This is a genomic window from Arthrobacter sp. SAFR-179 (assembly GCF_059414945.1).
Map to the genome: position 1 here is coordinate 720443 of NZ_JBPFDM010000001.1, position 21095 is coordinate 741537.

The 21095-nt window shown below is 66.5% G+C and carries 19 protein-coding genes and 1 tRNA gene; 10 read left to right on the forward strand and 10 right to left on the reverse strand.

Annotation, left to right across the window (positions count from 1 at the left end):
* Nucleotides 1-94 precede the first annotated feature (94 nt).
* The 5 genes from ACR65K_RS03510 (at nt 95) to ACR65K_RS03530 (ending at nt 5246) form a co-directional block, all read left to right on the forward strand.
* The gene (locus ACR65K_RS03510; protein ID WP_440151341.1) at nt 95-1429 is read left to right on the forward strand and encodes a hemolysin family protein; all 1335 of its coding nucleotides are present in this window, start codon (nt 95-97) and stop codon (nt 1427-1429) included.
* Nucleotides 1426-2505, forward strand: a complete 1080-nt coding sequence (locus ACR65K_RS03515) for a hemolysin family protein (protein WP_440151342.1) — start codon at nt 1426-1428, stop codon at nt 2503-2505. The genes ACR65K_RS03510 and ACR65K_RS03515 overlap by 4 nt, the downstream gene beginning before the upstream one ends.
* 67 nt (nt 2506-2572) lie before the next feature.
* A complete protein-coding gene (locus ACR65K_RS03520) occupies nt 2573-3550 on the forward strand; it encodes a metal ABC transporter solute-binding protein, Zn/Mn family (protein ID WP_440151343.1) in 978 nt (325 codons plus the stop codon).
* Nucleotides 3547-4362, forward strand: a complete 816-nt coding sequence (locus ACR65K_RS03525; RefSeq protein ID WP_056334998.1) for a metal ABC transporter ATP-binding protein — start codon at nt 3547-3549, stop codon at nt 4360-4362. Before ACR65K_RS03520 ends, ACR65K_RS03525 begins: the two co-directional genes overlap by 4 nt.
* Nucleotides 4362-5246 (forward strand): metal ABC transporter permease, encoded by an 885-nt coding sequence (locus tag ACR65K_RS03530; RefSeq protein ID WP_440151344.1) that lies wholly within the window; start codon nt 4362-4364, stop codon nt 5244-5246. Before ACR65K_RS03525 ends, ACR65K_RS03530 begins: the two co-directional genes overlap by 1 nt.
* Here the strand turns inward: ACR65K_RS03530 and ACR65K_RS03535 are convergent.
* Nucleotides 5224-5685, reverse strand: coding sequence for a Fur family transcriptional regulator (locus ACR65K_RS03535; protein ID WP_018768436.1), 462 nt, complete (start codon nt 5683-5685; stop codon nt 5224-5226). The genes ACR65K_RS03530 and ACR65K_RS03535 overlap by 23 nt on opposite strands.
* A gap of 116 nt (nt 5686-5801) precedes the next feature.
* Between ACR65K_RS03535 and ACR65K_RS03540 the strand changes: the two genes are divergently transcribed.
* Nucleotides 5802-6458, forward strand: a complete 657-nt coding sequence (locus ACR65K_RS03540) for an MBL fold metallo-hydrolase (RefSeq protein ID WP_440151345.1) — start codon at nt 5802-5804, stop codon at nt 6456-6458.
* On the opposite strand, the gene ACR65K_RS03545 is transcribed toward ACR65K_RS03540, so the two are convergent.
* Nucleotides 6455-7564, reverse strand: a complete 1110-nt coding sequence (locus ACR65K_RS03545; protein WP_440151346.1) for a PLP-dependent cysteine synthase family protein — start codon at nt 7562-7564, stop codon at nt 6455-6457. The genes ACR65K_RS03540 and ACR65K_RS03545 overlap by 4 nt on opposite strands.
* A 109-nt stretch (nt 7565-7673) precedes the next feature.
* Between ACR65K_RS03545 and ACR65K_RS03550 the strand changes: the two genes are divergently transcribed.
* From ACR65K_RS03550 to ACR65K_RS03560, 3 genes are read left to right on the forward strand one after another with little or no spacing between them, the layout of a single operon-like run.
* The gene (locus ACR65K_RS03550; RefSeq protein WP_440151347.1) at nt 7674-8588 is read left to right on the forward strand and encodes a sulfurtransferase; all 915 of its coding nucleotides are present in this window, start codon (nt 7674-7676) and stop codon (nt 8586-8588) included.
* Nucleotides 8585-9733, forward strand: coding sequence for an NAD(P)-dependent alcohol dehydrogenase (locus tag ACR65K_RS03555; RefSeq protein ID WP_440151348.1), 1149 nt, complete (start codon nt 8585-8587; stop codon nt 9731-9733). The genes ACR65K_RS03550 and ACR65K_RS03555 overlap by 4 nt, the downstream gene beginning before the upstream one ends.
* Nucleotides 9730-10164: an HIT family protein gene (locus ACR65K_RS03560; RefSeq protein WP_440151349.1), complete on the forward strand. Its 435-nt coding sequence runs from the start codon at nt 9730-9732 to the stop codon at nt 10162-10164. Before ACR65K_RS03555 ends, ACR65K_RS03560 begins: the two co-directional genes overlap by 4 nt.
* Before the next feature lie 18 nt (nt 10165-10182).
* Here ACR65K_RS03560 and ACR65K_RS03565 read toward each other — a convergent pair whose 3' ends face one another.
* The 4 genes from ACR65K_RS03565 to ACR65K_RS03580 form a co-directional block, all read right to left on the reverse strand.
* Nucleotides 10183-11166: a beta-ketoacyl-ACP synthase III gene (locus tag ACR65K_RS03565; protein WP_440151350.1), complete on the reverse strand. Its 984-nt coding sequence runs from the start codon at nt 11164-11166 to the stop codon at nt 10183-10185.
* Nucleotides 11167-11192: 26 nt separating this feature from the next.
* The gene (gene hrpA / locus ACR65K_RS03570) at nt 11193-15158 is read right to left on the reverse strand and encodes an ATP-dependent RNA helicase HrpA (RefSeq protein ID WP_440151351.1); all 3966 of its coding nucleotides are present in this window, start codon (nt 15156-15158) and stop codon (nt 11193-11195) included.
* Between the two features lie 67 nt (nt 15159-15225).
* Nucleotides 15226-15564 carry a protealysin inhibitor emfourin gene (locus ACR65K_RS03575; protein ID WP_440151352.1) on the reverse strand — a complete coding sequence of 113 codons (339 nt, stop codon included), beginning with the start codon at nt 15562-15564 and terminating at the stop codon, nt 15226-15228.
* Nucleotides 15565-15623: 59 nt separating this feature from the next.
* Complete coding sequence (locus ACR65K_RS03580; protein ID WP_440151353.1) at nt 15624-16676, reverse strand: M4 family metallopeptidase; 1053 nt, start codon at nt 16674-16676, stop codon at nt 15624-15626.
* A gap of 125 nt (nt 16677-16801) precedes the next feature.
* Between ACR65K_RS03580 and ACR65K_RS03585 the strand changes: the two genes are divergently transcribed.
* A complete protein-coding gene (locus tag ACR65K_RS03585) occupies nt 16802-17752 on the forward strand; it encodes a cation diffusion facilitator family transporter (RefSeq protein ID WP_440151354.1) in 951 nt (316 codons plus the stop codon).
* Nucleotides 17753-17833: 81 nt separating this feature from the next.
* On the opposite strand, the gene ACR65K_RS03590 is transcribed toward ACR65K_RS03585, so the two are convergent.
* The 4 genes from ACR65K_RS03590 to ACR65K_RS03605 all read right to left on the reverse strand — a co-directional run bounded on the left by ACR65K_RS03590 (nt 17834) and on the right by ACR65K_RS03605 (nt 20964).
* A tRNA-Arg gene (locus ACR65K_RS03590) sits at nt 17834-17906 on the reverse strand.
* A 110-nt stretch (nt 17907-18016) separates the two neighbouring features.
* Nucleotides 18017-19600 carry a ferredoxin--NADP reductase gene (locus tag ACR65K_RS03595; RefSeq protein ID WP_440151355.1) on the reverse strand — a complete coding sequence of 528 codons (1584 nt, stop codon included), beginning with the start codon at nt 19598-19600 and terminating at the stop codon, nt 18017-18019.
* Nucleotides 19597-20469 (reverse strand): FAD:protein FMN transferase, encoded by an 873-nt coding sequence (locus ACR65K_RS03600; protein ID WP_440151356.1) that lies wholly within the window; start codon nt 20467-20469, stop codon nt 19597-19599. Before ACR65K_RS03600 ends, ACR65K_RS03595 begins: the two co-directional genes overlap by 4 nt.
* Nucleotides 20470-20472: 3 nt before the next feature.
* Nucleotides 20473-20964: an FMN-binding protein gene (locus tag ACR65K_RS03605; RefSeq protein ID WP_440151357.1), complete on the reverse strand. Its 492-nt coding sequence runs from the start codon at nt 20962-20964 to the stop codon at nt 20473-20475.
* Between the last annotated feature and the right edge of the window lie 131 nt (nt 20965-21095).

The following is a 21095-nucleotide window of genomic DNA, read 5'->3' on the forward strand; positions in this document are numbered from 1 at the left end:
ATCCGCCGACCATCCTCCGCCGGGCCGAAACAGCTTTTCCCCTCTCCCTTTGACTGCCCTTTGGCCGCTTCCGGCACTCCAGGCGGGATGCTGAATGGAGTGGCTCCTCCTGGCAGCAGGCTTGCTGCTGATCGCCGGCACGGGATTCTTCGTTGCCGTCGAGTTCTCCCTCATCGCCCTCGATCAGTCCACTGTCCAGCGCGCCATTGACGACGGCGATACCGGCGCCGCGCCTTTGCTCGCCTGCCTTAAGTCGCTGTCGACGCAGCTCTCAAGCTGCCAGCTGGGCATCACCTTGACCACGCTGCTCACCGGGTATGTCATGGAACCCTCGGTAGGCCACCTGCTCGAGGCGCCACTGGCCGCCGTCGGACTTCCGGCTGTGGCTGTGCAGTCCATCTCGCTGGTCCTGGCGATGGTGGTGGCGACACTGCTGTCCATGCTCCTGGGCGAACTGGTGCCCAAGAACATGGCAATTGCGCTGGCGTTTCCCGTGGGCCGGGCACTTGCCGGGCCACAGCTGGTTTTCACGGCCATCTTCAAGCCCGCCATCCTGGTCCTCAACGGCTTTTCCAACAAGGTCCTGCACATCTTCGGGCTGGAAGCCAAGGAGGAAATCTCCGGAGCGCGGACTCCTGCAGAGCTTGCCTCGCTGGTCCGCCGGTCGGCGGCGATGGGAACGCTCGACGCCGGAACCGCCAACTTCATCGCCCGCACCCTTAATTTCTCGACCCGGACGGCTGCTGACGTCATGACGCCGCGCATCCGGCTTGAGACCATCGACGCCGACCAGCCGGTCTCCGATGTGGTGGATGCAGCACGGAGGACCGGATACTCCCGGTTCCCCGTCATAGGTGATTCCGCCGATGACATCCGTGGCCTGGTGCATGTCAAGAAGGCCGTTGCTGTGCCGTGGGAACGGCGCCGCAACCTTGAGGCCGGCGCCATCATGACCGAGGTGCTGCGGGTGCCCGAGACCATCCATCTTGATGCCCTGCTGGCCGAGCTGAGGGAGGGAAACCTCCAGCTGGCAGTCGTGCTCGATGAATACGGCGGCACGGCAGGCATCGCCACCCTCGAGGACCTCGTGGAGGAAATCGTGGGCGAGGTGGCGGACGAGCACGACAGGGTCCGTCCCGGACTCCTGCAAAGCGCCTCCGGCGACTGGTACTTCCCCGGACTCCTCCGCCCGGATGAGTTGTCAGAACAGATTCCGGGATTGAGTGTTCCGGACGAAGCAGCCTACGAGACCGTGGGCGGCTATGTCATGAGCCAGCTCGGCAGGATCGCCGTGGTAGGCGACACCGTCGACGTGGGCGGCGGAACCCTGAGCGTCACCAGGATGGACGGCCGCAGGATCGACCGCATCTGCTTCCACCCCACGGAACAACCCGCCGCGCAGGACGTCAATGACAGGAGCAAGCCATGAGCGACTGGGCCGGAATACTCTGGCTGGGCTTCCTCCTTCTGGGCAACGCCTTTTTCGTGGGCGCTGAATTCGCCATCATGTCCGCGCGGCGGAGCCAGATCGAGCCTTTGGCCGATGCCGGGTCCAAGCGCGCCCAGACCACCCTGCGCGCCATGGAGAACGTGTCGTTGATGCTGGCCTGCGCGCAGCTGGGCATCACCGTGTGTTCGCTGCTGATCCTGCTGGTGGCCGAGCCGGCGATCCACCACCTGCTTGCCGCCCCCATGGAGGCGGTGGGCCTGCCGGCGGAAGCCGCGGACGTTGCGGCCTTCGCCGTGGCCCTGATGCTGGTGACCTTCCTGCACGTCACCTTCGGCGAGATGGTGCCCAAGAACATTTCGGTGTCCGTGGCTGACAAGGCGGCACTGCTCCTGGCCCCGCCCCTGCTGTTCATCTCGCGGCTGGTCCACCCGGTGATTTCCGTCCTCAACTGGTCGGCCAACCACATCCTCAAACTGATGCGGATCGAGCCAAAGGACGAGGTGACGTCCTCCTTCACCCTGGAGGAGGTTCAGTCGATCGTCCAGGAGTCCACACGCCACGGGCTGGTGGACGACGACGCCGGGCTCATCACCGGTGCGCTCGAGTTCTCGGAGCACACGGCGGAGGACATCATGGTGCCGCTCGAAAACCTGGTCATGCTGGGGGCCTCCACCACTCCGGTGGAGTTTGAAAAAACCGTCAGCCGCACGGGGTTCTCGCGGTTTCCCATGCTGGATGACGAGGACATGCTCTACGGCTACCTCCACGTCAAGGATGTGCTGTCCATTCCGGAGTCTGCCTACGAACTGCCGATTGCCGAGAGCCGCATCCGGTCGCTGGCCAACCTGGCGCTGGGGGACGAGATCGAAAAGGCGATGTCCGTCATGCAGCGAACGGGATCCCACCTGGCCCGCGTGATAGGCCCGGACGGCAGGACCCGGGGTGTGCTCTTCCTGGAGGACGTCATTGAACAGCTCGTCGGCGAAATCCGCGATGCGACGCAGGCTACCGGGATCCGGCGCCTGGGCCAGCCGAACGGCAGCGGACCTAAATAGGAATCATTCGCATTTAGGTATAGGCTTGCACTGTCGTCCTCCCCATCTGTGTGAACTGAGGTTATCCGTGCGCCGTACAGCCGCTGCCAGCTCTTTCCTTGCCGCCTTGACGGGACTCGGGCTGTTGCTGACTGCCTGCAGTCCGCAACAGTCCGGGACGCCGGCTTCCGCGCAGGGGATCAACGTCGTGGCCTCAACCAGTGTCTACGGCGACATCGCCAGGTCCGTGGGCGGGGAAAAGGTGAATGTCACCGCGATCATCAACAGCGCCGGCCAGGATCCGCACTCCTACGAGGCAACCGCGCAGGACCGCCTGACCGTCTCCAAAGCGCAGCTGGTCATCGAAAACGGCGGCGGCTACGACGATTTCCTCCATACCCTGGTGGAGAGCAGCAAGCTGGACAGCGGCTCGGTGCTGACCGCCGTCGAAATCTCCGGCCTTGCCCACCCGGAAGAGGAGCCGCAGACGGCAACCCCGCCTGCGGTGGTGGGGCCCGACGGGCATGACCACGGCGACTTCAACGAGCACGTGTGGTACAGCCTGCCGGCCATGGAGCGGATGGCCGACAGCGTTGCGGAGAAACTCGGCACGCTGGATCCCGGTTCCGCTGCCACATTCACTGCCAATGCCGACGCCTTCAAGTCCTCCCTCTCAGGCCTGCACAGCAAGCTGGATGCAGGGAAAGCCGCGGCTGCGGGAGGCCAGGTCGCGGTCACCGAACCCGTCCCGCTGTACCTGCTCGAAGATGCGGGCCTGAAGAACGCCACGCCTGAGCAATACACTGCGGCAATCGAAGAGGGCACTGACGTGCCGCCGGCCGCCATGAAGGAAGCCACCGACCTGGTGGCGTCCGAGACGGTGCGGCTGCTGGCCTACAACGCGCAGACTGAAGGCCCGCAGACGGAAACACTGAAGAAGGCGGCCGAAGCTGCAGGCGTTCCGGTGGTGGACTTCACCGAAACCCTGCCGGAGGGCAAGACCTACCTGCAGTGGATGACGGACAATGTGAACAACGTCAGCAAAATTCTGGAGTCAAACAGGTGAAATCCGTCGTCAGCCTCGAAGGGGCGTGCCTCAAGTTCGGTCAGCGCACGCTCTGGGAGGACCTGGACCTGGAGATCAGGCCCGGTGAGTTCTTCGCCGTGCTGGGCCCCAACGGCAGCGGCAAGACCAGCTTCCTGAAAGTCCTCCTGGGCCTGCAGAAGCTGCACTCCGGAAAGGCGTCCCTGGGCGGACGGCCCGTGGAACGCGGCAGCAGCCTGATCGGCTATATTCCCCAGCAAAAGTCCTTTCCGCAGGACACGCCCATGCGTGCCCGCGACCTGGTGGCGCTGGGCGTCGATGGGCACCGCTGGGGCGTCCGGCTGTCGGCGGGCAGGACAAACCGCAGGGTGGACCAGCTCCTGGAGCTGGTGGGCGCCTCCGACTACGCCAAGGTTCCGGTTGGCCAGCTCTCCGGCGGCGAACAGCAGCGGCTGCGGGTGGCGCAGGCGCTGGCCACTGATCCCCAGGTCCTGCTTTGCGACGAACCGCTGCTGTCCCTTGACCTGCACCACCAGCAGGCGGTCAGTGCCCTGATCAACAAACAAAGCCGTGAGCACAACAGCGCTGTTGTCTTTGTTACCCACGAAATCAACCCCATCATCGACTACGTCGACCGGGTCCTGTACCTGGCAGGGGGACGGTTCCGGGTGGGGACGCCCGAAGAGGTCATGACCACTGAAGTGCTCTCCGACCTGTACGGCACCCAGGTAGAGGTGATCCACGCCAACGGGCGGATCGTCGTCGTTGGCCTGCCCGATGCCACCACCCACCACCACGCCGAGGCCGACGCCCTGGCAGGGGAGGCCGCGTAGTGGACGCCGACAGCATCCTCGGGGCCATATTAAACTTCGACAACTACGGCGAACTGCTGGTGCTGGTCCAGAACTCCATCTGGGCGGGTGCCATCCTGGGGCTCCTTGGCGGCCTGGTGGGCACGTTCGTGATGAAGCGGGACCTTGCCTTCGCGGTCCACGGCATTTCCGAACTTTCCTTCGCGGGGGCCGCCTTCGCCCTGTTGGTCGGCGCGGACGTGGTGTTCGGCTCGCTCATCGGATCAGTGGCCGCAGCACTGCTGCTGGGTCTGATGGGAGTCAGGGCCAGGGACAAGAACTCCACCATCGGCGTGATCATGCCGTTCGGCCTGGGCCTCGGAATCCTGTTCCTGTCCCTGTACCAGGGCCGCGCTGCGAACAAGTTCGGGCTCCTCACGGGACAGATCGTCTCCGTGGATACCGTTCAGCTCCAGGCCCTCGCCGGGACCGCCGTCGTGGTGATGCTCGTGCTGCTGGCCATCTGGCGGCCGCTGAACTTCGCCAGCGTGGATCCCGAGCTCGCTGAGGCCCGGGGAGTCCCGGTCCGCACGCTGGGAATCGTGTTCATGGTGGTCCTGGGCGTCAGTGTGGCCTTGTCCATCCAGGTGGTTGGCGCCCTGCTGGTGCTTGCCCTGCTGATTACGCCTGCCGCCGCGGCGCTGCGGGTCACGTCCACGCCGGTAGCGGCAGTGGTCCTCAGCGTCGTCTTCGCGGTGAGTGCAACCGTGGGCGGAATCCTGCTGGCATTGGGCGGACGGATTCCCATCAGCCCCTACGTCACCACGCTGTCATTCCTGATCTACGTCGTGTGCCGCGCCATCAGCTCGGTGCGCGACGCCCGCGGCATCAACGGGCGGGTCCTTACAGCTTCCCGGCGGCCTTAAGGGCGGTGCAGTCCGGGCACAGGCCAAAAATCTCCACCGTGTGGTCCACCTCGGTGAACCCATGCTCGGCGGCCGTGCGAACTGCCCACGTTTCGACGGCGGGTGCTTCCACTTCCACTGCCTTCCCGCAGTTCCTGCACAGCAGGTGGTGATGGTGGGCAGTGACGGCGCAGCGACGGTACACCGCTTCGCCGTCGCCGTTGCGGAGCACATCCACCAGTCCCTCGTCGGCGAGCGACTGCAGGATCCGGTAGGCAGTGGCCAGTGACACGGACACGCCCTGGTTCTGCAGGATCCGGTAGAGCTCCTGCGTGCTGACGAAGTCGTCCAGGTGGTCCAGCGCCGCACTGACGGCCTTGCGCTGCTTGGTTACGCGCTGTTCCCTGCCGCCTCCTGCCGGGGATGGGGCGGCGGAATCAGCCTTGACGCCGATCGGCATGGACGAACTCGCTTCCGTGGGGGGCAAACACCAAGATTACCAGCCGGAGCTTCAAGGGCAGGGCTCAGGGACAGGGGCCGTGGACACGATTCCTGGGCGGACCCTAGGCTGGCGCTATGAAGCTGACCAAATACACCCACGCCTGCATCCGGCTCGAGAAGGAAGGCAGCGTCCTGGTCCTGGATCCCGGCACCTTCTCCGAATCAGCGGAGGCGCTGTCCGGGGCGCAGGCGGTCCTGGTGACCCACGAACACCCGGACCACATCGACACAAAGGCCGTGGTGGCCGCCCTCATCGAAGACGAAGGCCTGGCACTGTACGCCCCCGACGGTGTCGCCAAACAACTGCGTGGGGAAGCTCCGGCTGCGGCAGACCGCATCCACACGGTGGAACCCGGCCAGTCCTTCCAGGCAGCGGGCTTCGATATCCGCAGCTTCGGCGGCCAGCATGCCCTGATCCACCCGCAGATCCCCGTGGTGGCGAACATCGGTTTCCTGGTGGACGGCAACGTCTACCACCCGGGAGACTCGTTCGTCATCCCGGACGGAATCCCGGTCCGGACGCTCCTGGTCCCGCTGCACGCGCCGTGGAGCAAGTCCGCCGAGGTGGTGGATTTCGTGATTGGGGTGCGGGCGCCGCGCGCGTTCCAGATTCATGACGGGCTGCTTAATGAGAACGGCCTGGGCATCGTTGAAGGCCACGTCAAGCGGATCGGCGCCAGGTACGGTACCGAATACAGGCACCTGGCCGCCCGCGAATCCGTGGAGGTTTAGGCAGGAGCGCCGGTCCACTCCCCGGTGTCCAGGAAGCGCGAAATCACTGCCTCGTACGGCGCGGGATCCAACCCCTTGGAAGCCAGCCAGTCCTGGTTCCAGTAGGTCCCCGCGTACCGTTCGCCGCCGTCGCACATCAATGAGATGACGCTGCCCCGGCGGCCCGCTGACAGCATCTGCGCAATGGTCTGCCAGACTCCCCACAGGTTGGTGCCAGTGGATGGGCCTGCGTGCAGGCCGGCGAAGGAGTCCAGGTGCCGCATCGCGGCGATCGAGGCGGCATCGGGGACCTGGACCATGCGGTCGATCACCGAAGGGATGAAGCTCGGCTCCATCCGGGCCCGGCCAATCCCTTCGATCCGCGAGGGGCCGGTGGGCCGTCCGGCTGTTTCCCCCAGCCAGCCTGGATAGAACGCGGAGTTCTCGGGGTCCACCACCAGCAACCGGGTTGCATGGCTGTGGTAGCGCAGGTACCGGCCGATCGTGGCACTTGTTCCACCCGTGCCGGCGCCCACCACGATCCATTCCGGCACCGGGTGCTGCTCCAGGCTGAGCTGGCCAAAGATGGATTCGGCGATGTTGTTGTTCCCGCGCCAGTCCGTGGCCCGCTCCGCGAAGGTGAACTGGTCCATGTAATGCCCGTTGCAGGTGGCAGCCACTTCCTCCGCGGTGGCATAGACATCCGAGGCGTTCTCCACCAGCAGGCAGGAGCCGCCGAACTTTTCGATCAAGGCGATTTTTTCCGGGCTGGTGGTGCGCGCCATCACGGCAACAAAGGGGAGCCCCAGCAGCTGGGCGAAGTAGGCCTCCGAGACCGCCGTGCTGCCGCTCGAGGCCTCCACGATGGTGGTGTCCGCGCTGATCCAGCCGTTGACCAGGCCGAACAGGAACAGGGACCTGGCCAGCCGGTGCTTCAGGCTGCCGGAGCGGTGGGTGGACTCGTCCTTCAGGTACAGCTGGATGCCCCACTGTCCCGGCAGCGGCACCGAGTACAAGTGGGTGTCCGCCGAGCGGTTGTTTTCGGCCCTGATGGTACGGATGGCATGGTCGGCCCAGTCCCGGTCCGAGCCGTCATGGTTCCTGCCGGTGCTGCCCTCGATCGTCACTGGTCCAGCCTACCCGCGGCACCGGGAGCAGCCCGTCTAGAGTGGGACCGTTGGCCGTCACGGCATGGCGTTTCCGCCTCCGCCGCCCCATGCAATGGAAGGAGCACCGATGAAGCCCTTGATGGACGTTCCCGCCCTGGAGGCCAGGCTTGCCGCCGGGCAGCGGACGGTACTGCTGGACGTGCGCTGGGTGCTGGGTGATCCCCACGGCCGCGACCACTATCTCGCCGGGCACCTGCCGGGCGCGGTGTTCGTGGACCTGGCTTCCGAGCTTTCGGACCCGGCGGTCCCGGACCGGGGACGGCATCCCCTGCCGTCCGCCGGGCAGTTCCAGGAGTCGGCCCGGCGCTGGGGCATCAGGAAGGGCGATGTGGTGGTCGCCTACGATGACAGCGCAAACATGGCAGCCGCCAGGGTGTGGTGGATGCTCCGCGATGCCGGCCTTGACGAGGTTTACCTGCTCGACGGCGGCCTGGGCGCGTGGCGTGCCGCAGGCCTGCCCGTGGAAGGGGGCCCCGTCCGTCCCGCCCCGGGTGACGTGGAGTTGGGCACCGGGCACATGCCGGTGGCCGACGCCGGGGCTGCCGCCGCCTGGCCGCGCCATGGCCTGCTGCTCGATGCCAGGGCAGGGGAAAGGTACCGGGGCGACGTGGAGCCGGTTGATCCCCGGGCCGGCCATATTCCCGGCGCGTTGAGTGCCCCCACGACGGGGAACGTTGACGACGGCGGGCGGTTCCTTTCGCGCGCGAAGCTGCGGCGGCGGTTCGAATCCCTGGGCGTCTCGGCCGGCCGGCCCGTGGCCGTCTACTGCGGTTCCGGCGTGACGGCAGCCCATGAGGTGGCTGCGCTGGAACTCGCGGGGATCCCGGCCGCGCTGTACCCCGGCTCCTTTTCGGAGTGGTCCAACCGGCCCGAACTGCCCGTGGCCACCGGACCGGAACCAGGTGCCATGGCGGCCGGGACCCGGGACCGCGGAGGGCCGGTTGGAAACTCCGCGGGCGGCGGGGGTACGGTCGCACTATGACACCAGGACGCCCCGTACCTCCGCCCCTCGCCAAACCCATAAGCCCTGCCAAACCCACGGCAGACACCGGGGTGCGTGCCGCCGCCTACGGTGCAGTCTCCCGGGACAGTGGCCTGGTGCCGCTGACCGTGGCCCGGCGGGCACCCAAGCCGGACGATGTGGAAATCGCGATCGAGTTCTGCGGGCTCTGCCACTCGGATGTGCACGCCACCCGCGGAGAATGGGGCGGCCAGGCGTACCCGCTGGTTCCCGGCCACGAAATCGTGGGAACCGTCAGCAGGGTGGGTTCTGACGTTACCGGCTTTGCCGTGGGCGACCGGGTGGGTGTGGGCTGCATGGTGGACTCCTGCCGTGAATGCGACAGCTGCCTTGACGGCCTGGAGCAGTATTGCGAAAACGGGATGACCGGCACCTACGGCGCGAAGGACCGGCGGAACGGCGATGTCATCACCCAGGGTGGATATTCCTCTTTCATCGTGGTGGACCGCCGCTACGTCCTCCGCGTCCCGGCGTCACTGGACCCGGCCGCCGTCGCGCCCCTGCTGTGCGCCGGCGTCACCACCTTCTCGCCGCTGCGGCATTTCGACGCCGGGGAAGGGGACGTGGTGGGCGTCGTCGGACTTGGCGGGCTTGGCCACATGGCCGTCAAGCTTGCAAAGGCGATGGGAGCGAAGGTGGTGGTGTTCACCACGTCGGAGTCCAAGGTGGCAGCTGCGCTGGAGTTGGGCGCGGACCAGGTTGTCCTGTCCCGCGATGAAGCTGCCATGGCGGCCGCGGACCGCACGGTGGACCTCATCATCGATACGGTTGCCGCCCCGCACGACCTGAACCCCTTCTTCCGCACCCTGCGGGTGGACGGAGCCTTGTTCCAGCTGGGGCTGCCCTCCGAAGCCATGCCCCCGGTCAACCCGGGTGCCCTGATCCGCCGCAGGATCGCCTACGCGGGATCCCTGATCGGCGGTATCGCTGAAACCCAGGAGATGCTGGATTTCTGTGCTGAGCACGGCGTGGTGGCCGACATCGAGGTGGTGTCCGCCGGCAGGCTGAATGAAGCTTACGACCGGATGGTCGCAGGAGACGTAAAGTACCGGTTCGTGCTGGATACCGGCACACTGCACACAGCCGCCGAGGAGGCAGACGCATGAGCACCTTGTTCACGAAGATCATTAACGGCGAGATTCCGGGCCGGTTTGTGTGGCGCGAGGACGACGTTTCGGCGTTCCTCACCACCGGCCCGCTCGCCGACGGCCACACGCTGGTGGTCCCCACGGAGGAAGTGGACCGCTGGACGGACGCGTCGCCGGAAACCCTTGCGAAAGTCATGGAAGTGGCGCGGCGCATCGGTGCGGTCCAGGTGGATATCTTCGGGGCACGGCGGGCGGGCCTGATCGTGGCGGGCTACGAAGTCAACCACCTGCATGTCCATGTATGGCCGTCGCAAAGCATGGCCGATTTCGACTTTGGCTCCGCGGACCAGAACCCGGACCCCGCGGTCCTGGACGCCAACGCGGAAAAGCTGCGCGAAGGCCTCCGCGCCGCCGGGTACGGGGAGTTCGTACCCGGCAGCCAGGGATAGGTCAGGCGAGCTGGGACATCAGTCCCGGCGCGGGGTCATCGCCACCATGCCGGCGTAGGTGAAGCCGCCGCCGAAGCCGAACAGCAGTGCTGGGACGTCCGCGGGGATCCGCCCGGAGTGCCACCATTTGCTCAGTCCGAGCGGCACGCTGGCGGCGGAGGTGTTCCCCGACTCGGTGACATCGGTGATGACGATCCGGTCCGAGAGCCCCAGCGCCTCCGCGAGCGGTTCGATGATGCGGAGGTTGGCCTGGTGCGCGGCAAGGACCTGGATGTCGTCCAGTGTCAGCCCGGCCTTTGCCACCGTCTCGCGGGCACGTTCCGGCGCCTTGGTCAGGGCCCAGCGCAATACCTCGCGCCCGTTCTGCGAAAACCTTCCCGAGGGCGGAGAGATCCGGACAGCATCGGCCATGCCGCTCTCCGAACCCCACACCACCGGACCGATCCGGGGCTTCTCCGAAGGGCGCACGACGGCGGCGCCGGCGCCGTCGGCGGTGAGTACGGCGGTTGCGCGGTCCGTCCAGTCAGTCACCGCCGACAGGGTTTCTGCCCCGACCACGATCGCGTGGGAGGCGCTTCCGCTGCGGATGGCCTGGTCCGTAACGCCAAGGGCGTATTCAAAACCCGAGCAGGCCGTGTTGACGTCCATGATTCCCGGGCCGCGGCCGTCCCGTCCCAGCCCCAGCGCGTCCGCCACCCGGCCTGCGGTGTTGGGGGAGCGTTCGGCGGCCGTGGTGGTGGCCACCACGACGAGGTCGATGTCCCCGGCCGCGACGCCCGAATCTGCGAGGGCCATCCGGGCCGCGGGAATGGCCAGGTCCACCACGGTCTCGCCCTCGCGGGCGATGCGCCGTGTGACGATGCCGGTGCGCTGGCGGATCCACTCGTCGCTCGTCTCCATCATGCCTTCGAGCTCATGGTTGTCCATGATGCGCGAGGGCTGGGCGTGGCCGAGGCCGGCAATCTCGGTCCCTGCCGGGCCCTGGGCAAGCGTGAGCTTCATTCGATTCCTCTCATTGGTGGCCGCCGCTAGGCGGGGGCCAGTGCTTTGTTGAGCACGGCGCGGATCCGCTTTTCGGATACCGAATAGGCGGTGCCGAGCTCGACGGCGAACAGGCTTACCCGGAGCTCCTCGATCATCCAGCGCACCTGGGTTAACTCCCGTCCTGCACGGCGTCCCGGCAGGAGCGCCGAGACGGCATGGTCGTAATCGTCCTCAAGCCGCTGGACCACAGCCATGTTGAGGGCGTCGCGCTGAACGTTGCCAGGCAGGCGTTCCAGCCGTTTCTCGATGGCCGCCAGGTACCTGGGCAGCTGGCTGAGCTGCCCGTAGCCCGTCCGTGCCACAAAACCCGGATACACCAGCTGCTCCAGCTGGCTCTTGATGTCGTTCAGCGCGCTGATCAGGGCCAGGCTGGTGGTGCCCTTGAGCTGCTTTTCGATCCGGCGGGTGCTGGCCAGGATGCGCTCCACCACGGCGGTGACCGTGAAGACGGTGTCGATCAGTTCGGCGCGCACCACCTCATAGAGCTGGTCAAAGGCCTTCCGGTCCCACGGAAGGTCCGCGGGCGTCAGCTTGTCGATGGCCGCCAGCGCGCAGTCGGCAATCAGGGCGGACACCGAGCCGTGCGGGTTCTGGCTGAAGGTGAGCTTTTCCGTGTTGCTCAAATGCTCCAGGACATAGCGGTCCGGTGCCGGAACCCGCAGGGCCAACAGGCGGATCACACCGCCGCGCATCGCGTCGAGCTGTTCCTCCTGGGTCTGGAAGACCCGCAGCGACACTGAGGTGCCCTTGTCCACCAGCGCAGGGTAGCCGGTAACAGTGTGGCCTTTGACCATGCTGCTCACCTGGCGCTCGATGGTGCCGAAGGTCCATTCCTTCAGGCCTTCCTGCTCCACGAACCCGGCCGCGGCGGCGGCTCCCGGCACCCCGGCCGCCTGCTGCCGTACGGGTGCCCCGGCGTCGGGCGCCTTGCCGTTCCCGCGCTGCCCCTTGCCACCGGCGCCGGGCGCAGCGGAGGCCGGGGTGGCGCCGAGCGATTCGGCAATGGCACGCCGGGTGGCGGGGGCCAGCCTCTCCTGGAGTTCCGCAAGGTCCTTTCCCTCGCCAAGGACCTTGCCCTTGCTGTCCACCACCTTGAAACTCACGCGCAGGTGCGGGGGCACGGCATCCCAGTTCCAGGAACCGGGCGGGATGATGGCGCCGCGGATACGCCGCAGCGCGAGCTCGAGCGACGTTTCCAGCTCATCCTTGGCCGGATCGAAGTCCGATTCCAGCAAGGCCACGGCCTGCCGGGCAACATCGGGGGCAGGAACGAAATTCTTCCGGACCTGCTTGGGCAGCGACTTGATCAGCGCCGTCACCAGCTCCACGCGCTGGCCCGGGATCAGCCAGCGGAACGGAGCGTCATCCAGCTGGTTGAGGAACAGGACCGGAACTTCTGCCGTGACGCCGTCGGACGGATCGGGCGGGGAGCCCGGGGCCACGGGGTGGAACTCGTACGTCAGGGGAAGCTCGAAACCCTTGTGCAGCCAGGTTTTTGGGTACGCCGATTCATCCAGGTCGTCGGCATCGTCGCTGATCAGCAGCGACTTGTCGTAGTCCAGGAGGTCGGGGTTCTCCCGGCGGGCGTCCTTCCACCATTTATCGAAGTGCCGTTCGGACACCACGTCGGGGCCGATCCTGGCGTCGTAGAACTCGAACAGCGTCTCGTCGTCCACCAGCAGGTCGCGGCGGCGCATCCGTGCCTCGAGTTCCTCCACTTCGTGCAGCAGCGCCCGGTTGCGGTGGAAGAACTTGTGGTGGGTCTTCCAGTCACCCTCCACCAGTGCGTGGCGGATGAACAATTCCCGGGCCACCACCGGGTCCACCCTGCCGTAGTTGATCCGCCGCTGGGCGATGATGGGAACGCCGTAGAGGGTGACCTTTTCGTAGGCCATCACGGCGCCCTGCCGGGTGGACCAGTGCGGTTCACTGTAGCTGCGCTTTACCAGGTCCGGCGCCACCTGCTCGGCCCACAGGGGATCGAATTTCGCGGCCACCCGGGCCCACAGCCGGCTGGTTTCCACCAGCTCCGCTGCCATGACGAACGTAGGGGACTTCTTGAACAACGCGGAGCCCGGGAAGATCGCGAACCGGCTGCCGCGGGCGCCGGCATATTCGCGCTTGCGCTCGTCCAGGATTCCGATGTGGCTGAGCAGCCCGGAAAGCAGGCTGATGTGGATGCCGTCGTGGTTGCCCACGGGATCGGCCAGGCGCTTGTTGTCCAGGGAGATCCCCAGCGGCCGGGCGAGCTGGCGCAGCTGGGCGAAGAGGTCCTGCCATTCCCGCACGCGCAGGTAGTTGATGAATTCGGCGCGGCACAACCGGCGGAAGGCCGACGACGACAGCTCCTGCTGTTTCTCCTGCAGGTAGTTCCAGAGATTGAGGTAGCCCGTGAAGTCCGAGTTCTCGTCCCGGAAACGGTTGTGCTTCTCCGCGGCCAGCTGTTGCTTGTCCGTGGGCCGTTCACGCGGGTCCTGGATGGTCAGGGCTGCCGCCAGGACCATGACTTCGCGGACGCACCCCCGTTTCCCGGCCTCCACGATCATCCGGCCCAGCCGGGGATCGACGGGCAGCTGGGCGAGTTTCTGTCCGACGGCGGTGAGGCCGCCGGCTGCCTCGGGTCTGCCGCCCTTTCCCTGGGGTCGTGGGGGAGCCAGGGCGCCCAGTTCGCGAAGGAGGGTGACGCCGTCGTTGATGGCCCTGGTTTCCGGCGGCTCGACGAAGGGGAACTCCTCAACGTCCTTGGGGCTTTTCGCCACGCCCATGGCGGTCATCTGGAGGATGACGGCAGCGAGGTTGGTGCGCAGGATTTCCGGATCCGTGAAGCGGGGACGGGATTCGAAGTCCTCCTCCGAGTAGAGGCGGATGGCGATGCCGTCAGACACACGTCCGCAGCGGCCGGAACGCTGGTTGGCCGATGCCTGCGAGACACGTTCAATGGGCAGGCGCTGGACCTTGGTGCGGTGTGAATACCGGGAAATGCGGGCGGTGCCGGTGTCGATGACGTATTTGATGCCGGGGACCGTCAGCGACGTTTCCGCCACGTTGGTGGCCAGCACGATCCGGCGCTTGCCGCCCGGGTGGAACACCTTGTGCTGCTCCTGCAGGCTCAGGCGGGCGAACAGGGGGAGGATCTCGGTGTTGGCCAGCCTGCGGTTGGACTGGATACGGGCCTGCAGTGCGTCTGCGGCATCGCGGATTTCCCGCTCCCCGGAGAAAAAGACCAGGATGTCGCCGGGCGCCTCCGCCGCGAGTTCATCCACGGCATCACAGACGGCGTCCAGGGGGTCGCGGTCCTCCTCGAGTTCATCGTCCGAGGCTTCGTCGTCGTCTGCCTTCGGCTGGGACAGGGGGCGGTAGCGGATTTCCACGGGATAGGTCCGGCCCGACACCTCAACGATGGGGGCGGGGTCTTCCGGCGTGCCGAAATGGTTGGCGAACCGTTCGGGATCGATGGTGGCCGAGGTGATGATGACCTTCAGGTCCGGCCGCTGCGGCAGGATCCGTTTCAGGTAGCCGAGGATGAAGTCGATGTTGAGGCTTCGCTCGTGTGCCTCGTCAATGATGATGGTGCTGTACTTGCGCAGCAGCCTGTCCCGCTGGATCTCGGCGAGCAGGATGCCGTCCGTCATCAGCTTGACCTTGGTTGCCTTGCTGACCTCGCCCGTGAAACGGACCTGGAAGCCCACCTCCTGGCCGATGTCCACGCCAAGTTCTTCCGCAATGCGCTCGGCCACGGTTCGTGCTGCCAGCCGCCGGGGCTGGGTGTGCCCGATCAGGCCCTTCTCGCCCAGGCCAAGTTCCAGGCACATCTTGGGGATCTGGGTGGTCTTTCCGGAGCCGGTCTCGCCGGCGATGATGGTCACCTGGTTGGCGGCGATCGCGGCCATCAGGTCCTCGCGGCGCTCGGAAACCGGCAGCTCGGCGGGATAGGAGATATGAAAAGTCATGGCTGCAGACAGTCTACTGCCGGACAGAAACAGCCCTTCATTCGACTCCCTGCTGCGGCACGCACCTTCAGGCGGGACCGCCTCCACTAGCCCCGGGCCGGATCCCGCCGGGAGATTCTTCTGCGGCCGCCCGTGCGGTATCAACCAGGACGCGCCAGGGACCGGTGAGGGCATGTTCCGGCAGGGCAGCCCGGCGCTGCCCTGCCGAGATGGAGTACATGAAGCGGTCAGGCTGCGGAGCCTCGAAAGCCGCGGCGGCTGCCCGCGGGGTGCTGGGAACGGCGTCCCAGGGGCAGGCCTCCACAAGGGGCTGCCACTGGCTGAGGTCACTGTCCGACTGGGCATCAACGGTCCACACCCGCGTGACCGCAGCCAACCCGCCGCTCCGCTCCACCTTGATCTTCATGGCCTGGCCCCTGGGCTTTCCTCTGGCCCGGCGGCCTGTGACCCGGCAGCCGGTGGTGGTTAAACCTTGACCTTTACAGTTTCCCACGCCCCCCGTACGGCGTCATGCTCTTTGGAGTCCGAACCAAAAAGGTCCGTGGCGGCACGTACCGTGGCGCGGGCAAAGACGGTAAACGTTGCGGCCGGCGGCAACGACCCATTGGTAAGGGCCTCGTACCAGATGCGGCCCGGAGCCTCCCAGGCGTGGCCGCCCAGGGCATCCGCAACCAGGTAGAACGCGCGGTTGGGGATGCCGGAGTTGATGTGTACGCCGCCATTGTCTGCGCTGGTCCGGACGTAGGAGTCCATGGAATCGGGTTGCGGGTCCTTGCCCAGCACGTCGTCATCGTATGCCGTTCCGGGGGCTTTCATGGACCGAAGGGCCAGCCCCTGGACGTTGGGCGTAAAGAGGCCTTCCCCGATCAGCCAGCTGGCCTGGGCGGCGGTCTGCTTCCTCACGTATTGCTCAACGAGCGCGCCGAAGACATCCGACATCGACTCATTCAGGGCACCCGCCTGGTTCCGGTAGACAAGCCCGGCCGAATATTGGGTGACGCCGTGCGCGAGTTCGTGGCCGATGACGCTGATGGACTTGGTGAACCGTTCAAAGACATCGCCGTCGCCATCACCGAACACCATCTGGGTGCCGTTCCAGAAAGCGTTGTCGTACAGATTTCCGAAGTGCACCGTGGCATCAAGCTTCAGCCCGCGTCCGTCAATCGAATCCCGGCCGAAAGCCTCGGCATACAGCCGGTGGGTGTGTCCCAGTCCGTCGTAGGCCTCATCGGTGGCGGCATCGCCGGTGGCACGCCCGGCTTCCTTTCGGACCAGCCTGCCCGGCAGGGTCTCTTCACCGCCGGCATCGTATACGGTGCGGTTCACCGGGCCCGGCTTGGCCTGCCGCAGGCTGGGCGGGAGGACCGGGACAGCCTGTGCGCGTGCGGCCTGGAATGATTCGACGTGGCCCAGGGCCTTCCGGGCGGCGCTTGCGGCCGAAGAATATCCCGGCGCGTCCTGCTGGGCCAGCCGGCGCAACAGATAAGGCGGAACGATGGAACAGAACTGAACGTGCATGGCGTACTCCCTCAGCTAGGTGGTTTCAGCTTAAGAGGAGCCAGTGACAATCAACGGCAGGCCGCGGCCCCAGATTGGTCAGCCATCCGGGTACTGCAGCAGGCGCAGGTGGGTACGGTAAGCGCATGGCTGAAACCGAAAAGGGCTCCACGTCCAGCTCAACCCTGCTGACGGTCATTATCGCCTTCGTGGCCAACACCCTTGTGGCGGCGGCGAAGTCAGTGGCCGCTGTCCTGACGGGCTCGGCCTCCATGGCGGCGGAGGCAGCGCACTCTTGGGCAGATACCGGAAACCAGGTGTTCCTGTTCTTCGCCGAGCGCCGTTCCGGCCGGCCACGGGACAAGAGCCATCCCATGGGGTACGGCCGGGAAGCCTATGTGTGGTCCATGTTCGCCGCGTTCGGCCTGTTTACCGCCGGCGCGGTGGTGTCCATCATGCATGGCATCCAGCAGATTATTGAGCCGGAACCTGCCGCGGATTTCGCTGTGGCCTACGTGGTCCTGGCCGTGGCTTTCGTTTTCGAGGGAATCTCCTTCGTCCAGGCCTTCCGGCAGACCAGGAAGGCGGCCCACGAGCTGGACCGGCACACGCTGGAGCAGGTACTCATTAGCTCCGATCCCACCCTGCGCGCCGTCTTCGCCGAGGACGCTGCCGCGCTGATCGGCCTCGTGGTGGCATTCGTGGGCGTGTTCCTGCATCAGGTCACGGGATCGCCGCTGCCGGATGCGATCGGTTCGATCGCCGTCGGCGTACTGCTGGCCGTCGTCGCCGTCGTCCTGATCGACCGGAACAGGCGTTTCCTGGTGGGCCAGGGCGTCACCCCTGACATCGAACGGTCCATGGCCCGGCGGGTGCTGGAGCACCCGGACATCGCCCGGCTCACCTACCTGCACCTGGAATTCGTGGGACCCCGCAAGCTGTATCTCGTGGCGGCCGTTGACCTGCAGGGGGACCATCCCGAACACGAGGTGGCCGTAACCCTCCGCCGGCTCGAGCGTGAGCTGGAGGACCACGAAACGGTCGAGGAAGCCGTGCTGACCCTGGCCACGCTTGATGAGGCCGCCCTGAAATTTTGATCCTGCGGCACCCGCGGTGGGATCGGATAAGGGATGCAACGAAAGAACCCCGCCGCTTCACTGAAGCGGCGGGGTTTTCTGTGCCCTCGGTAGGATTCGAACCTACGGCCTTCTGCTCCGGAGGCAGACGCTCTATCCCCTGAGCTACGAGGGCAATCCGGATTTCCTGCCGTTCCCGGCGGGACGTCCTAGAGCTTAGCAGGAAGGTGGCCCGCAAGGGAAAACCGACACCTGGAGGGGGAAGGGGCGGGCAATCAGGTGTCCTCAGTAGCCGGAGAAAGAGTCTGTCCGGACCCGCCGGGCGCCGGCGCTCTTGGCGGCGCGGCGCAGCGCTGCAACGCTCGCCGGGGACCCCGACACATAGACCTCGCGGGCCGCTATGTCCGGCACCAGTGCCGCAAGGGTTTTCCCGTCCAGCCGGTCCCCGGGGAGCCGGTCTCCCTCCAAGCCGTTTCGGGGGCCGGCGTCACCGGCAGCGGAGGCCAGTCCGGACGGCGGCCGTGAACCATCCGCCGTGAGGACGAGCACCCGGATGCCGGAATCCCGGAGTTCTTCCGCATAGGCCACTTCATCAGCGCTCCTGGCCAGGAGGAGGAGCACTGCGTCCCGCTCCCGCAGGCCCCCTGAGGACAGATGCGAAACGAAGGGGGTGATCCCGATGCCCGCTGCGATGAGCAGCACCGGGCGGTGTGGATCGCGCGGCAGGACAAAGTCGCCGCCCACTGCCGTGGCTGCCACTTCGTCGCCCGGCCTCAGCGCCAGGAGCGCCTCCTTTGCCGCGGACAAGGGGCCGGCCGTCCGCACGGCAAACTTCACCAGGCGCCCGCCGGGGGAGCCGGTCAAACTGAACACCCGTCGTCGGCCCCTCCCGTCCGGCCTGGCCTGCGGCAGGTCCACTTCCAGGTACTGGCCAGGAAGGAAACGCACCGGCCGGGCAGGTTGGAAGGAGAACTCGGTGGTGGCCGGCGTCAGCTGCCGGGTACCCGTGAGCCGGAGCTTCACGGCCCCGCGCTGGCCTGCCAGGAAGGCCAGCAGGTTGCCGGCCAGCAGGGCTGCCTCGGGTGAGTTGGCAAAGATGCCCACGTTCCAGGGGGCGGCAAAGAGCACCGCCACCACGGCGGCCAGCGCCAACTGTTGCCGGCGGCGGGGCGGCAGCGTCAGGGGCTCGGTCAGCATGAATCCGACGAAGAACAGGACCGGCCGCTGTGCCAGGGCCTGGTAGATGCCCATGCCCGCCGTCATGCCGGAGCGAAGCAGTTCCAGCGTGATGACGGCGGTGGCCACCAGCGTGAACACGGACGCCATCAGCACTTTGCGGGTTCGGTACAGGACCAGCAGCACGCCCGGCAGCAGCAGCCACAGCATGGCAGGAGTCGCCGCCCACCACGTTGCAATGTTCAATCCGGTCAGTCCGGTGGCAAACGCACCGGCGGCAGCGGGATTGAAGATGTGCCGGCCACGCCACGCCAGTGCGTATTTCGAGGCGGATGCCAGGACGCACGCCAGTGCCACCCCTGCCAGGTCCAATGGCTGCAGGGACGGCCAGAACAGGAAGTAGAGCAGCAGCCCCGTGATGAGGGACGACTCCGTGTGGGGGTTCACCCGGAAAAGAGCCGCCAGCGCCCGGTTGGAGGCGTAGGTCAAGCCCAGGCACAGTGCAAGGTGGACCAGCATGTCCGGAATGCCGAACGTCAGCCAGCCCAGGATGTTGAGCAGGACGCTGTAGGCGGCCAGCACCGCCAGGACCACCAGGGTAATCCGGTACATGGTGAACCTGCCCACGGCAGTCCCCATCCGGCCGGCCAGGGACGCGGGCGGGCGGGCGTGCGGCGTTTCCACGGGGTTCATGAGAACAGCGTCCCTTCGAATTCGGCGGAGTAGGCGGCGCTGCCGTCGGAAAAGACGGTCAGCCAGGAAAAATCAAAGGTTTCCTGGAGCGTGGCGCCGGGAACAAAGAACAGGGCCGTTGCAAGGGCATCGGCCAGCATGGCCGTCCCAGCCAGGGTCCATGTGGCGACGGCGGTCCGCACCGGCTGCCCGGTGGTCCCGTCCAGGACGTGGTGCAGTCCGTCGCCCCAGGCGCGGCGGTTGGCGGCCGAGGCACACAGGGCGCGGCCGTCCAGGTCGATCTTCCCGATCGCCTGGGCCGGGTTGTAGGGGTGTTCAAGCGCCACGCTGACGGGCCCTGCTCCGCGGGCCAGGAGGTCGCCGCCGGCATCGATGACGAACGCGCCAACGCCCGCATCCAAAAGCTCCGCGGACAGCAGGTCCACCAACAGGCCCTTGCCGGCCGCGCCGATATCCAGCAGCACGGGGGCGCTCGCGGTCAGGACTGTTCCGGACCAGGTGAGTACCGATTCCCAGGCCGGTGCAGGCAGTGGCGGACCGGCCGGCCGCAGCGAATACGCTGCGTCATACCCCAGGCGTTCCAGGCTGCCGCCGATCAGCGGGGTCATGGCGCCGCCGGTAACCCGGTACAGCTGGCGGTACAGCCCGCCCAGCGGGGCGGCCTCCTCCGGAAAGGCATAACGTCCCGGCGTCCGTGCCAGCTCAGCCACCCGTGAGTCGGGACGGAAACGGGACCAGTCGCCGTCGAATTTTTCAACCCTTTCCAGGAGGCGTGCGCGAAGGGACGGCGGCAATGGCCGCGCAGTGGTGATTTCCCACGCGGTTCCAATCCCTTGGAACGAAAAGTCCTCCCAGTCCCTGACGGGCACTGCCTACTGCGCCTCCGATTTGATCTTGTCGACGGCCTGGTTGAAGCCTCCGCTGGTCAGCGAGGACCCCGCAACCTTGGAAACGTTAAGCTCGTCGATGTTCCGGCCCACCACCTGCGCAGCGATGCCGCCGGCGAACTGGCCTTGGAACTTCCGGGTGTTTGGATTGGACGGGTGCTGGGTGATCTGCACGTCCGTGACTTTTCCTGCCGCCAGCGTCAACTGCACGCCCACGGTTTCCGTGCCGTTTGGGGACACGTAGTTCCCGTCCGCGCTGTAGGTGCCGTCCTTGTAACTGCCGCCTGTGCCGGCAGGGGCGGCAGAACCGGCAGCAGGAGCGGCCGGGGTTCCCGTGGTGCCAGGGGTGCTGTCCGCCGCGGACGGTGCGCAGCCCGCCACCGTTCCTGCGAGGGACAGGCCTGCGAGACCGGCGAAAATGCTTTTGCGGAACGCAGTGCCGGAGGTGTCGGGGCTTTGGGGGCTGGAGGGTCTCATGAAGGCTCTCGTTTCACTTTTGGGGCTATACCGTTCACTTTCGCTACGGTTTAGTCAACGCCGGATCCACGCGAATGGTTCACCGTACTCTTCCGGATGCGTCCGGGAAGGCAGCCAGGAGCGCCAAATTC

What these genes read in the sequence shown, in the direction of transcription:
- ACR65K_RS03510 (WP_440151341.1), top strand. Translation starts at nt 95, where the DNA reads ATGGAGTGGCTCCTCCTGGCAGCAGGCTTGCTGCTGATCGCCGGCACG.
- ACR65K_RS03515 (WP_440151342.1), top strand. Translation starts at nt 1,426, where the DNA reads ATGAGCGACTGGGCCGGAATACTCTGGCTGGGCTTCCTCCTTCTGGGC.
- ACR65K_RS03550 (WP_440151347.1), top strand. Translation starts at nt 7,674, where the DNA reads ATGAAGCCCTTGATGGACGTTCCCGCCCTGGAGGCCAGGCTTGCCGCC.
- ACR65K_RS03605 (WP_440151357.1), bottom strand. Translation starts at nt 20,964, where the DNA reads ATGAGACCCTCCAGCCCCCAAAGCCCCGACACCTCCGGCACTGCGTTC.
- ACR65K_RS03580 (WP_440151353.1), bottom strand. Translation starts at nt 16,676, where the DNA reads ATGCACGTTCAGTTCTGTTCCATCGTTCCGCCTTATCTGTTGCGCCGG.
- hrpA (WP_440151351.1), bottom strand. Translation starts at nt 15,158, where the DNA reads ATGACTTTTCATATCTCCTATCCCGCCGAGCTGCCGGTTTCCGAGCGC.
- ACR65K_RS03560 (WP_440151349.1), top strand. Translation starts at nt 9,730, where the DNA reads ATGAGCACCTTGTTCACGAAGATCATTAACGGCGAGATTCCGGGCCGG.
- ACR65K_RS03565 (WP_440151350.1), bottom strand. Translation starts at nt 11,166, where the DNA reads ATGAAGCTCACGCTTGCCCAGGGCCCGGCAGGGACCGAGATTGCCGGC.
- ACR65K_RS03540 (WP_440151345.1), top strand. Translation starts at nt 5,802, where the DNA reads ATGAAGCTGACCAAATACACCCACGCCTGCATCCGGCTCGAGAAGGAA.
- ACR65K_RS03535 (WP_018768436.1), bottom strand. Translation starts at nt 5,685, where the DNA reads ATGCCGATCGGCGTCAAGGCTGATTCCGCCGCCCCATCCCCGGCAGGA.
- ACR65K_RS03585 (WP_440151354.1), top strand. Translation starts at nt 16,802, where the DNA reads ATGGCTGAAACCGAAAAGGGCTCCACGTCCAGCTCAACCCTGCTGACG.
- ACR65K_RS03595 (WP_440151355.1), bottom strand. Translation starts at nt 19,600, where the DNA reads ATGAACCCCGTGGAAACGCCGCACGCCCGCCCGCCCGCGTCCCTGGCC.
- ACR65K_RS03555 (WP_440151348.1), top strand. Translation starts at nt 8,585, where the DNA reads ATGACACCAGGACGCCCCGTACCTCCGCCCCTCGCCAAACCCATAAGC.
- ACR65K_RS03575 (WP_440151352.1), bottom strand. Translation starts at nt 15,564, where the DNA reads ATGAAGATCAAGGTGGAGCGGAGCGGCGGGTTGGCTGCGGTCACGCGG.